The sequence below is a fragment of the Pelagibacterium sp. genome, from assembly GCF_035555455.1.
Classification (GTDB): domain Bacteria; phylum Pseudomonadota; class Alphaproteobacteria; order Rhizobiales; family Devosiaceae; genus Pelagibacterium.
In genome coordinates this window covers 49,139-61,189 of the sequence record NZ_DATMGM010000016.1, presented here as the reverse complement: position 1 = coordinate 61,189, position 12,051 = coordinate 49,139, and the positions used below count along the sequence as shown (strand labels likewise).

10 protein-coding genes are annotated in these 12,051 nt (G+C 64.0%); 7 read left to right on the top strand and 3 right to left on the bottom strand.

Annotated elements, in window-relative coordinates:
• The first annotated feature begins 248 nt into the window (after positions 1 to 248).
• The 7 genes from sciP to flhA all read left to right on the top strand — a co-directional run bounded on the left by sciP (position 249) and on the right by flhA (position 8,179).
• Positions 249 to 527, top strand: coding sequence for a CtrA inhibitor SciP (gene sciP / locus VNS12_RS02760; RefSeq protein ID WP_116654789.1), 279 nt, complete (start codon positions 249 to 251; stop codon positions 525 to 527).
• A 257-nt stretch (positions 528 to 784) separates the two neighbouring features.
• Positions 785 to 2,416, top strand: coding sequence for a flagellar basal-body MS-ring/collar protein FliF (gene fliF / locus VNS12_RS02755; RefSeq protein ID WP_325486309.1), 1,632 nt, complete (start codon positions 785 to 787; stop codon positions 2,414 to 2,416).
• Between the two features lie 7 nt (positions 2,417 to 2,423).
• On the top strand, positions 2,424 to 3,506 hold the full coding sequence (fliG, locus tag VNS12_RS02750; protein ID WP_414693046.1) for a flagellar motor switch protein FliG: 1,083 nt from the start codon (positions 2,424 to 2,426) through the stop codon (positions 3,504 to 3,506).
• Entirely contained in the window at positions 3,503 to 4,129 is a 627-nt protein-coding gene (locus VNS12_RS02745) for a FliH/SctL family protein (RefSeq protein WP_325486308.1), read from the top strand. The genes fliG and VNS12_RS02745 overlap by 4 nt, the downstream gene beginning before the upstream one ends.
• Before the next feature lie 59 nt (positions 4,130 to 4,188).
• A complete protein-coding gene (gene fliN / locus VNS12_RS02740; RefSeq protein WP_325486311.1) occupies positions 4,189 to 4,476 on the top strand; it encodes a flagellar motor switch protein FliN in 288 nt (95 codons plus the stop codon).
• A 35-nt stretch (positions 4,477 to 4,511) separates the two neighbouring features.
• Positions 4,512 to 5,936, top strand: a complete 1,425-nt coding sequence (gene flbD, locus VNS12_RS02735) for a sigma-54-dependent transcriptional regulator FlbD (RefSeq protein ID WP_325486307.1) — start codon at positions 4,512 to 4,514, stop codon at positions 5,934 to 5,936.
• Between the two features lie 113 nt (positions 5,937 to 6,049).
• Positions 6,050 to 8,179 carry a flagellar biosynthesis protein FlhA gene (gene flhA / locus VNS12_RS02730; RefSeq protein WP_325486306.1) on the top strand — a complete coding sequence of 710 codons (2,130 nt, stop codon included), beginning with the start codon at positions 6,050 to 6,052 and terminating at the stop codon, positions 8,177 to 8,179.
• Positions 8,180 to 8,215: 36 nt separating this feature from the next.
• Here flhA and VNS12_RS02725 read toward each other — a convergent pair whose 3' ends face one another.
• The 3 genes from VNS12_RS02725 to VNS12_RS02715 form a co-directional block, all read right to left on the bottom strand.
• Positions 8,216 to 9,583, bottom strand: a complete 1,368-nt coding sequence (locus VNS12_RS02725) for a dicarboxylate/amino acid:cation symporter (RefSeq protein WP_325486305.1) — start codon at positions 9,581 to 9,583, stop codon at positions 8,216 to 8,218.
• Positions 9,584 to 9,979: 396 nt separating this feature from the next.
• Positions 9,980 to 11,116 (bottom strand): coiled-coil domain-containing protein, encoded by a 1,137-nt coding sequence (locus tag VNS12_RS02720; protein ID WP_325486304.1) that lies wholly within the window; start codon positions 11,114 to 11,116, stop codon positions 9,980 to 9,982.
• Positions 11,117 to 11,327: 211 nt separating this feature from the next.
• Complete coding sequence (locus VNS12_RS02715) at positions 11,328 to 11,903, bottom strand: DUF1134 domain-containing protein (protein ID WP_325486303.1); 576 nt, start codon at positions 11,901 to 11,903, stop codon at positions 11,328 to 11,330.
• Positions 11,904 to 12,051 lie beyond the last annotated feature (148 nt).

Genomic DNA, 12,051 nt, shown 5'->3' with positions numbered 1-12,051 from the left:
GATGAGGGGGGCTGCTGAACTGCCAAAAGCGACCCCGCCAGCATCAGGCGCTACCACGCTGCGGAGCAGGAGCCGCGGGCAAGCTTGCCATTGTGGCACCCAAACCTGTGAATCAACGCCGTTTCGTGCGTTTTGCCATGGCATTCTGCATGTTCTCTTAACCGCTTGTAAGCTTCCGCTTAGCCAATTTTTAAGCGCCGCACGCTAGTGTGAATGCTGCTTATGGTCAGGTTTGAGTAGAGAGTAGAATGACCGTACAGATGCGTCCGCGCGTAAAGTATGTGATTGGTCCCGATGGCAGTCCGCTGACCATTGCCGACCTGCCGCCCAGCAATACCAAACGCTGGGTGATCCGCCGCAAGGCGGAAGTTGTGGCCGCCGTAAGGGGCGGGCTTCTCAGCCTCGAAGAGGCTTGTGAACGCTACACCCTGAGCGTCGATGAATTCCTCAACTGGCAGGCGGCGATCGACAAGCATGGTCTGGCTGGCCTGCGTACCACCTGGATTCAGCACTACCGGGAAGGCTGACCTCCGCCTTTCCCCTGTCTTTACGGCTTATCAGCCCAAAACCCGCTGCGGCATTCGCGGCGGGTTTTGTGTTTTTCCGCCCTGTTTCCCTGTCTTTGCGCCTCCGATTGCGTGCGTTATTCGCATTGTGGGACAGCCGGTTAACACCTTGTTTACCATAGGCTAGGCATATTTTGCCCAGTGGCTCGCTGATTTGGCAGCCTTTGCGTTTCCAGAGTGAAACGCCCGTGGCAAAAGTGACCGGCTGAGGGTACTGCGTGAATCAACTGGGGGAACTGCTGAGCAAGCTCGGCGTCGCGCGTATCGCCGCCATGGTCGTGGTAGCCGTCATGTTGCTGGGCTTTTTTGCCCTCATCATCGTGCGCTCCACCGCCCCCCAGCTTGCCCCGCTCTATACCAATCTCGAACTCGACGATTCCGCCGCCATCATTGCCGAGCTCAACGGCATGGGCATGCCCTATGAGATCCGCTCTGAAGGCGCGACCGTCCTCGTCCCGCGTGACCAGATCACCACCATCCGCATGTCGCTGGCCCAGAACGGCCTGCCCTCGCGCGGCCAGGTCGGTTACGAGATCTTCGACAATCAGTCCACGCTGGGTGCCACCAGCTTCGTGCAGAACATCAATCATGTCCGCGCCCTTGAGGGCGAGTTGGCCCGCACCATCGGCGCGCTCAACCGCGTCCAGAACGCAAGGGTGCATCTGGTGCTGCCCGAGCGCGAACTGTTCCGCCGCGATATCCAGCAGCCCTCCGCCTCGATCGTTCTGACCGTGCGCGGCCAGTTGTCGTCGGGCGAAATCCGCGCCATCCAGCATCTGGTCGCCTCCGCCATCGAGGGGCTGTCGCCCAACGCTGTCTCCATCGTCGACAGCTCCGGCACCCTGCTCGCCTCGGGTTCGGGCGACGATGACATCTCGGTCACCGCTCAGGCCATGGAAGAGCGCACGCTGGGCATCGAAAACCGCCTGCGCACCCGTATCGAGGAACTGCTCGCCTCCGTCGTCGGCCTTGGCCGCGCCCGCGTGCAGGTCTCCGCCGAACTCGACCTCAACCGCTCGACCCGCACCTCGGAGATCTTCGATCCCGAGAGCCAGGTCGTGCGCTCGTCGCAAACCGTCGAAACCGGCGATGAAACCAACGGCCCCGCCAATTCCGGCCAGGTCACCGTCGCCAATGAACTGCCCGGTGCCAGCGAACAGCCCGGCGCGGCCTCGGGCGGCATGCACAGCGCCTCCTCCGCGCTCGAAGAAACCCTCAACTACGAGATTTCCTCCACCACCGAGACCCAGATCACCGAGGCCGGTGCCGTCAAGCGCCTTTCGGTCGCCGTGGTGGTCGATGGCCTCTATACCCATGACGCCGCCGGCAATGCCGCCTATGAGCCCCGCAGCCAGGCCGAGCTCGATCAGATCACCGCGCTGGTGCGCACCGCCATGGGCTTCGACGCAACGCGCGGCGACCAGATCGAAGTCGTCAACATGCAGTTCGCCGAACGCCCCGGCATCGAAGCAGGCACCGAAGCTCCCGGCCTGTTCGATTTCAACCGCGACGATCTGATGAAGTTCGCCGAAATGGCCGTGACGCTGCTGATCGCCCTTGCGCTGATGCTGTTTGTGATGCGCCCGCTGGTCCGCAAGGTTCTCGCCCCCGAGCCCCAGCCCCTCGCCCTGCCCCAGGCCGCCAGCGTGCCCGAGGACTTCGTGGACGAAGACCTCGACCCCATCGCCGATGCCCGCGCCCGCGAATCCGCCACCGAAGCGTGGATGGAGCAGGCAAAGTCCCTCGGCGAGTCCCAGATCAAGACCCTGAAAATGGTCGGCGAACTGGTCGATGAAAACCCCAAGCAGGCCTCGCTGATCATCCGCGACTGGCTGAGCGAAGCGGCTTAGGATCACCATGGCGCTCACCCAACCCGACAATTTTTCCCTCGCCCCCTCCGACTCCATGAAGCAAGGGCTTCAGGTGGGCGATGATGCCACCCAGCGCCAAATGCGCGGCGACGAGAAGGCCGCCGCCCTCCTGCTCGCCCTCGGCCCCGATTTCGGCCGCCCCATCCTCGAAGAGCTCGACGAGGTGGAAATCCGCGTCCTCTCGCGCGCCATGGTCCGGCTCGGCCCCATCACCCAGCAGATGCTGGACGAATTGCTCGCAGAATTCGTGATGGGTGTCTCGTCCACCGGCACCATGGCCGGCAATACCGATACCACCGAACGTCTGCTGCTCTCGTTCCTGCCCCAGGAGCGCGTCGAGCAGATCATGGAGGAAATCCGCGGCCCCGCCGGTCGCAACATCTGGGAAAAGCTCTCCAACGTTCAGGAGGATATCCTCGCCAGCTATCTCAAGAACGAATATCCCCAGACCATCGCTGTCGTCCTCACCAAGATTTCGCCCGAGCATGCCAGCCGGGTGATTTCCGTGCTGCCCGAAGAGCTCGCCCTCGACGTGGTGCAGCGCATGCTGTCCATCGATCCCGTGCAAAAGGAGATTCTCGAAAAAATCGAATCCACCCTGCGTACCGAATTCATGTCCACCCTCAGCCATACCCAGCGCCGCGACAGCCACGAGCAGATGGCCGATATCTTCAACGCCTTCGATCGCCAGACCGAAGCGCGTTTCATGACGGCGCTCGAAGACGTCAACCGCGACAGCGCTGACCGCATCAAGGCGCTGATGTTCACCTTTGACGATCTCAGCCGCCTCGAATCCGCCGCCATCCAGACCCTGCTTCAGGCCTTCGACAAGCGCGAGCTCGCCCTCGCGCTCAAGGGCGCCTCCGAGGGTGCGCGCGACTTCTTCTTTGCCAATATGTCGGCCCGCGCCGCCAACATGATGCGCGACGACATGGAGACCATGGGCGCGGTGCGCCTCAAGGACGTCGACGAGGCCCAGAGCCGTCTGGTCAACACCGCCAAGGATCTGGCGGCGCGCGGCGAAATCGTCATCAACAAGGGCAAGGCCGATGAGGAGATGATCCTGTGAGCGTCGCCCATAAATTCACCTTCGATCTCGATCTGGCCGGCACCCCGCCGCCCAGCAGGGCGCTGCCCGAGGACGAGGTCGAGCGCCTCGTCGCCGATGCCCGCGCGCAGGGATATGAGCAAGGCCTCGCCGCCGGACGCTCCACTGTCGAAGCACAGGCCAGCACCGCCCTCGCCGCCGCTGCCGAAGCGCTGGCCGAACGCGCCGCGCAATTGGTCCGGACAATCGAGACGTATGAACAGCGCCATCTGGCCCAGTCGGTCGATCTGGCCGCCTCGGTCGGGCGCACCCTCGCCGCTCACCTGATCGCCCGCCAGCCCCAGGCCGAATTGGCGGCGCTGATTGCCGAGTGCCTCGCCTCGCTCGAAAACCCGCCCCATCTGGTCATCCGCTGCCACCCCGACCTGTGCGACGCGATGAAATCCATCACCGAAGAGCGCATGAAGATCACCGGATTTTCCGGTCGTCTCGTGGTTCTGGGTGATCCCGAGATCGGCTTGGGCGATGGCCGGATCGAGTGGGCCGATGGCGGCCTCGTGCGCGATATCAACGCCATTTCCAGTGAAATCAACACCCGCATCTCCGCCTATCTGGCGGCGCGCGGCGCCCACGAGGGAGAATGACCATGGCCGCTGGCGACAACGACACCCAGACGCTTTCCGATGGCATGTCCTTTGAAGAAATGCTGGCCGATGTGGACAAGGGCGACCTTGCGGCGGGCGAAAAATCCGCCTCCGACCTCGAAGCGGTGTTCGATGTGCCGGTGCGCCTGTCCGTTGTGCTCGGCCGCACCAAGATGCCCGTGGCCAAGCTTTTGCAGATGGACATCGGCACCGTTGTCGAACTCGACCGGCAGGTGGGCGAAGCCATCGATATCTACGTCAATGACCGGCTCGTCGCCCGCGGCGAGATCGTCCTGGTCGAGGGACGCCTCGGCGTCACCATGACCGAAATCATCAAGGCCGGCTGACGCTTGCAGCCACCAACCGGCAAGGAGACTACGACATGCGCTTACTGATCATCGGCGCCCTTGAAGGGCAGTTGAGCCAGGCCAGCAAGATGGCCATGGATGGGGGCGCCAAGGTCGCTCAGGCTGCAACCATCGAGGTCGCCCTGGCCTCGCTGCGCTCCGGCAAGGGTGCCGATCTGCTGCTCGTCGATGTGATGGTCGATATTCCCGCGCTGATCGCCGCGCTGGAAGCCGAGCGCATCCACATTCCCGTCGTCGCCTGCGGCACCGAAACCAACGCCGCCGCCGCCGTCAATGCCATCCGCGCCGGGGCCAAGGAATATATTCCTCTCCCCCCGGATGCGGAGCTGATCGCCGCCGTCATCGCCGCCGTTGCCCGCGAATCCTCGGATTTTCTCTATCGCGATCCGGCCATGGCGCGGGTCGTCAAACTGGCCGACCAGATCGCCGGGTCCGATGCTTCGGTGCTGATCACCGGCGAAAGCGGCACCGGCAAGGAAGTGATGGCCAAATATGTGCATGCCCGCTCAAAGCGCGCCAGCCGGCCTTTCATTTCCATCAACTGCGCCGCCATTCCCGAACATCTGCTCGAATCCGAACTGTTCGGCCATGAAAAGGGTGCGTTTACCGGGGCCATCGCCCGCCGCATCGGCAAGTTCGAAGAGGCCAATGGCGGCACCCTGCTGCTCGATGAAATCTCTGAAATGGATTTCCGCCTGCAAGCCAAGCTGCTGCGCGCCATTCAGGAGCGGGTGATCGACCGCGTCGGCGGCGCGCGTCCGGTGCCCGTCGATATTCGCATCCTCGCCACCGCCAACCGCGATCTTGCCACCGAAGTGCGCGAAGGCCGCTTCCGCGAAGACCTGTTGTTCCGCCTCAACGTCGTCAACCTCAAGCTGCCGCCGTTGCGTGAACGCCCCGGCGATATCGTCTCGCTGGCCGAGCATTTCGTCGCCCGCTATTCCGCAGCCAATGGCCTCACCCAGCGGGTTCTCTCCGCCGCCGCCCGCGACGAACTGCTCAAGGCCCCCTGGCAGGGTAACGTGCGTGAACTGGAAAACACCCTGCACCGCGCGGTGCTGCTATCCTCGGGCGAGGTGATCGAGCCCGACGCCATCCGCATGCCCGATGGCACCGGCTTGTCCGAAGCGGTCGCCAGCCACTCCCTGGCCACTCAGGCCGCCCAGACCGCCGAAGCCGTCTCGCGCTCGCTGGTCGGGCGCACCGTGGCCGATGTGGAACGGGACCTGATCCTCGACACCCTTGGTCATTGCCTGGGTAACCGCACCCATGCGGCCAATATTCTGGGAATTTCCATCCGCACCCTGCGCAACAAGCTCAATCAATATGCCGATGAGGGCGTGCCTGTCCCCGCTCCCGGCGAACAGCGCCCAACGGGCGCGGGATTGGTCCCCGATCCGGGCGATCCAGCGCCTCGTAACCGCTACAGCGCCGCATGAGCATCGCGGCGCCCCTCACGCCTCCATCGCCGACCGCTCCGGGTCGGCCCCGGAGCGTGAGCCCGGGCGCCGCGACACGCTCTCCCGATCTTTCTGGAACACCTCAGCAGACCATGACCGACACCACGCAAGGCGCCGTTTCCCCCTCGCCCATGGGCCGCCTCAATTCTGTTTTCGACATCGTGCGCCAGTCCAACACCGGGCTGGCCATCGGTGTTATCGGCATCATCGCCGTGCTGGTCCTGCCGATGCCGGCCATCATCCTCGATCTGCTGCTGACCCTCTCTTTTGTCTTTTCGGTCATGATCCTCATGACCGCGCTGTTCATCCAGCGCCCGCTCGAATTTTCTTCGTTCCCCACCGTGCTGCTGGTCGCCACCATGCTGCGCATGGCCCTCAACCTTGCCTCCACCCGGCTCATTCTGGGCGATGGCCACACCGGCACCCATGCCGCCGGTCAGGTGATCGAGGCGTTCGGCAATTTCGTCACCCGGGGCAATTTCGTCATCGGGATCATCGTGTTTTCGATCCTGCTGATCGTGAACTTCATCGTCATCACCAAGGGTTCGGGCCGCATCGCCGAGGTTTCGGCGCGCTTCAACCTCGATGCCATGCCCGGCAAGCAGATGGCGATTGACGCCGACCTCTCCGCTGGCCTCATCGAAGAGGAAGAGGCCCGCAGCCGCCGCAAGGATCTTGAAGACGAAAGCTCCTTTTTCGGGGCCATGGACGGCGCGTCCAAATTCGTGCGCGGCGACGCCATTGCCTCGCTGCTGGTCACCTTCATCAACGTCATCGCCGGTATCATCATCGGCGTGATGCAGATGGGCATGCCCCTCGCTCAGGCCGGGGCCAACTACACGCTTCTGACCATCGGCGATGGTCTGGTCAGCCAGATTCCCGCACTCATCGTCTCCACCGCCGCCGGTATCCTCGTGTCCAAGGCCGGCGTCACCGGTTCGGCCAACAAGGCGCTGGCCACCCAGTTCACCTCCTATCCGGTGGCGCTGGGCATGAGCTCGGGCGTGATGTTTCTGATGGCTTTGGTTCCCGGCATGCCGCTGGTGCCCTTTGTCAGCATCGGCGGTGCCGTGGGCTATCTGGCCTGGACCACCGCCCGCCGCCGTAAGGTCGCAGAGGCCGAAGCCGCAAAGGCCGCCATTACCGATCAGGTGGCGCGCGCCACCGCGCAAGGCCCCGCCGAAGAGCCGATCACCGACAGTTTGCGCATGGACGAACTCAAGCTCGAACTGGGCTATGGACTGCTGTCCTTGGTCAAGGAGGACGATACCGGCACTGACCGGCTCACCGAACAGATCAAGGCCCTGCGCCGCCAGTTGGCCAGCGAATTGGGCTTCATCATGCCCGCCGTGCGCATTCTCGATAACATGCAGCTCGAACCCAACCTCTACAAGATCAAGATCAAGGAAGTCGAAGCCGGCGCGGGCGAGGTTCACGCCACCCAGCTCATGGTCATGGACCCCTATGGCAACGCCATCACCCTGCCGGGCCGCGCCACCGTCGAGCCGACCTTCGGCCTGCCCGCCACCTGGATCGACGCCGCGCTGCGCGACGAGGCCGAGGTCCACGGCCTCACCATTGTCGATCCCTCGACGGTGATCTCCACCCACCTCACCGAAGTTCTGAAAGCCAACACCGCCGATCTGCTCAGCTACGCCAACGTCCAGTCGCTGCTGTCGGGCCTCGACAAGGACCAGCAGAAACTGGTCGAGGACATCGTACCAGCGCTGATTTCCGTCTCCGGCATCCAGCGCGTGCTTCAGGGCCTGCTGGCCGAGCGCGTCTCGATCCGCGACCTGCCCACCATCCTCGAAGGCATCGCCGAGATCGCCGGATCGGCCCGCAACACCGGCCAGATCATCGAGCACGTCCGCGCCCGCCTCGCCCGTCAGATCTGCGCCGCCAATCTGGGCATGGATGGCAACCTGCCGCTCCTCACCCTTTCGCCCAACTGGGAGCGCGATTTCGCCGAAGCCATGGTCGGTGAAGGCGATGAGCGCCACCTCGCCATGGCCCCGTCCAAGCTCCAGCAATTTATCGCCGGCATCCAGAGCGGCTTTGAGAACGCGGCGCAGATGGGCGAAATCCCGGTGCTGATCACCTCGCCCCATATCCGCCCCCACGTCCGCGCCATCATCGAACGTTTCCGCCCCCAGACCGTGGTGATGAGCCAGAACGAGGTCCACCCCCGCATCCGCCTGCGCACCGTCGGCAGCATCTGAACAACAAAAAAGGGGGCCAATCGGCCCCCTTGCTGTTTATTCCGCCGGCACCGCCTGCGGACTGATATCGAGCGAGTCGATATCCTCGGGCGCGTCATAGACCGCCTGATCGAGGATGCCCTGCCGCTTGGCGACAAGAGTGGGCACCAGCGCCTGCCCGGCAACGTTGACCGCCGTGCGGCCCATGTCGAGGATCGGGTCGATGGCCAGCAACAGCCCCACGCCTTCAAGCGGCAGCCCCAGTGTCGACAGCGTCAGCGTCAGCATCACCGTCGCCCCGGTCAGCCCGGCTGTCGCCGCCGAACCGATCACCGCCACGAACGCAATCAGCAGATATTCCTGCAAGCCCAGCTGGATACCGAAGAACTGCGCGACAAAGATCGCCGAGATCGCCGGATAGATCGAGGCACAGCCATCCATCTTGGTGGTCGCGCCCAGCGGCACGGCAAAGCTGGCGTATTCACGCGGCACGCCGAGGTTCTTTTCCGTCACCCGCTCGGTGATCGGCAGCGTCCCGATGGACGACCGCGACACGAACGCGAACTGGATCGCCGGCCACGCGCCCTGGAAATAGCGGATGGGGTTGAGCCCGTGGGCCATCAGCAGCGCCGGGTAAACCACCAGCAGCACGATGGCGAGGCCGATATAGATCGCCGCCGCGTACCAGCCCAGCTGCGCCAGCGTCTCCCAGCCATACACCGCCACCGCATTGCCCAGCAGGCCCACGGTTGCAATCGGCGTCAGCCGGATGATCCACCACAGCAGCTTGTGGATGATTTTCAGGAACGCCCGGTTGAAATCGAGGAACGGCTTGGCCGCATCCCCGGCCTTGAGCGCCGCAATCCCCACCGCGATCGAAATCACCAGAATCTGCAGCACGTTGAAATTGAGGCTGGTCGACGCCCCGCCGTCACGCAGAGATGTCGAAGCCTGCAATCCAAGGATGTTGGAAGGGATCAGCCCGGTGAGGAAATCGAGCCACGAGCCGGTGCGCGAGGGCAGGCGCGCCGCCGCCTCGGTCACGCCGGTATGCAGCCCCGGCTGGATGATCAGCCCCAGCGCGATGCCGATCACCACGGCAATCAGCGCGGTGATGGCGAACCACAACAGCGTCTGCCACACCAGCCGCGCCGCATTGCTCAATTCGCGCAGATTGGCGATCGAGGCGACGATGGCGGTAAAGATCAGCACCGGCACGATGGCGCGCAGCAATTGCACAAACGACGAGCCGATGGTCGAAAGCGTCTGGACCAGCCAGTTCGGCCCGGCCTCGGTCGCGCCCATCTGGCGGGCGACCAGCCCCAGAACGAGCCCGATCACCAGCGCGACGAGAACCTGAAATCCGAAGGACGCGTAAAGCGGCGTCTGGCGCCGTCCGCGAGCGGAAAGAGATGAAGATGACATGATGTGCCTCTAGCGATGGCCGCAGCGGTCCGCGGCCCATGAACCTTGGGCAGATTTTACGCTTGCGGTGGGGGCGAACCAAGACGGCGCCATGCTGCGCGCGCTTGAACGCGGGAAATATCCTGCCCCGCCGGAGCCGCCGATTGGAATGGAACCGCTCTTGCGCGTTTCCACCCCTCCACGTCAGGAACTGCACTAAGAGCGCCTGGCAAAGCCTCGGGGCTGAGGCCGGGCGAGGGATTTTTGCTGTCCGGCAAGACGCCGAACACAGCCGATGCCAAAGCATCGGCGGCAACGCCGTCCGGCGGCGAAAAGGCCCGGCTGGCCGACCCAGAGAGGTCTTGTCAAGCGCTCTAAAGCGCGTTTGGTCGCGCATCAAAACCGGAAATCCGGTCCCTAATGCCCCTGCTGGTTCCCCAGCGAGGCCAGCCGCTCGGACACCGCCCCCGTGCCGGTCGCCTCCGATGGCGGCGGCAGGTCGAGCTCCAACCCGTCGGCGGCAAATTTGCGCACCCGGTCAAACAGGCTTTCCGCCAGTTCGGTTTCGTCCTCGGCATCCCCGGCATAGACCAGTCGCGATACGTCCACCGCAATCTCGGCCAGCCGCTGCCGCAACGCGTCCGCGTCGAACCGCGCGGTGTCCCAATCGTCCATGATTGCTCCCTTGAGCCCTTCCACGTCGCCGCGCAGCCGTTCCGCCTGTTCATCCAGCGACAGGTCTTGCGCCAGATGGCGCGTGTGGCCATTGCTCTGGCCCGCGCCCGCCTCGTCGGCCCCGGTGTCCGACAACAGCGCATTGAGGCGGCTTTCCGCCCCGGAAATGCGCGCCTCGGCCCGACGCAAATCCACTCGCGCCTCGCTGTCGGGGTCGTTGCGGGCCAGCGTGTCGCGCAACATGGCGACGGCCTCGTCCTTGATCCCGCTTTTTTTGCGCTTTTCCAGCCGCGCCAGCAGCATCTTGGCCTGTTCTTCGAGATAGGTGTTGCGCTGGCGTTCGATGGTGAGCGCGGTCAGCAGGTCCTCGACATCGGCGCGGTAATCGCCGGTCAATTGCCCGGCGCTCACCGGCTCGATCGCTTCGGGCATCAGCTCCGGGTCGATATCGGTATAGTCGGCATCGGCCTGTCGCAGCCGCGCCGCCAGCGCCGCCCCGTCGCGTTCGAGGTCGCGCACATGCGCCACCAGTTCCTGTTCGCGGGTTTGCAGAAGCCCGATGGCGGCAAACTGCTCATCGCGCTCGGTCCGCAGCGCGGCGAGTTCCGTGGTCGCCGCGTCGAGCGCCACGGCCCGCGCCACCACCTGCTCGCGCAAGGCCTCGATCCGCAATTCCTTCTTGCGCAGGGCAATGGCGAATTCGGCGCGCAGATTATCCTTGTCGGCGCGGAATTCGGCCAGCGTCACCGGGGTTGCCGCTTCGATCCTGCGCCGGGTCAGCCGCACCGCGCGCCGCCAGAAAGCCGGCCCGATGGCAAGTGCCACCAGCCCCGCCGCCAGCGAGCCCAGCGCGAAATACATTGCGTTCTCTATGACCATGCGCCTCTCCCCTCGCGGGAAGTCTCATTCACGAAACGCGACCGGTGCAGCGTCCCGGCAACGTCACCATCATTGTAGTTTGACGTTGCCATACGCGCAGCGCCAGTCTGTGTTGATGGTAACCTTACCTGATCGGGAGAGTTCCGTCATCAAAAGGTATGGGGGCGCAGTTGCGCCCCCGACACCACACCCGAACTGAGCGCAGAACTCCTTAGAACGGGTTCCAGGTCGGCTCGCGGGTGAAGTTCAGATAGCCCACCGACACCCCGGCCCGCAGCCCCACTCCGGCGCTGATCGGCGCGATATAGACATCGTTGAGCTTGAGCGCGGTCATGCCGATCCCGCCCACCGCAAAGATCGAGCCTTCGACCCCCGGATAGCGGTCATAGATCGATTCTACCGCAGGCAGATTATAGACCAGCATCATCACCCGGCTGCCATCGGCCCCGATATTGAGGCCCAGGCTCGGGCCCTGCCAGAACACCTGATGGGTCCCGGCATTGCGGGTGTACATGGTGCCGTCGCCATATTTGGCGCCGATGAACAGTGCCCCGCCGCCTTCCTGGCCCAGAATATACGCATTGGGCTGGCCATAGCGCTCAAAAGCCTGCTCAATCACCGAGGCAAGCCCCTGGGCGACCGATCCGAAGAACTGGTGACCGGCCGAGAGGATTTCCTCGCTCGAATAGGTTTCGGACAGCGACCCGCTCTGCTGGGCCTGCGCGGGCAGTGCGCCCGCAAACAATCCGCCCACCAGAACCAATGCTGCCAAGAAGCGATTCATCATTACCTTTGTGCTCCCAACTCGCGCGTTCGATTTCGCGATATGCGTACCGGGTTAACCAAGGCCAAACGGCCCTGCGCTAGGATCGACCCGTCCGCCCCCATCAGCATAGCGGTCCAATGAGCGATAATGTGGCAAATAGGTAAACAAA

Coding starts and splice junctions, on each gene's coding strand:
- VNS12_RS02720 (WP_325486304.1), bottom strand. CDS start 11,116: ATGGTCATAGAGAACGCAATGTATTTCGCGCTGGGCTCGCTGGCGGCG.
- fliG (WP_414693046.1), top strand. CDS start 2,424: ATGGCGCTCACCCAACCCGACAATTTTTCCCTCGCCCCCTCCGACTCC.
- fliN (WP_325486311.1), top strand. CDS start 4,189: ATGCTGGCCGATGTGGACAAGGGCGACCTTGCGGCGGGCGAAAAATCC.
- sciP (WP_116654789.1), top strand. CDS start 249: ATGACCGTACAGATGCGTCCGCGCGTAAAGTATGTGATTGGTCCCGAT.
- VNS12_RS02725 (WP_325486305.1), bottom strand. CDS start 9,583: ATGTCATCTTCATCTCTTTCCGCTCGCGGACGGCGCCAGACGCCGCTT.
- flhA (WP_325486306.1), top strand. CDS start 6,050: ATGACCGACACCACGCAAGGCGCCGTTTCCCCCTCGCCCATGGGCCGC.
- flbD (WP_325486307.1), top strand. CDS start 4,512: ATGCGCTTACTGATCATCGGCGCCCTTGAAGGGCAGTTGAGCCAGGCC.
- VNS12_RS02715 (WP_325486303.1), bottom strand. CDS start 11,903: ATGATGAATCGCTTCTTGGCAGCATTGGTTCTGGTGGGCGGATTGTTT.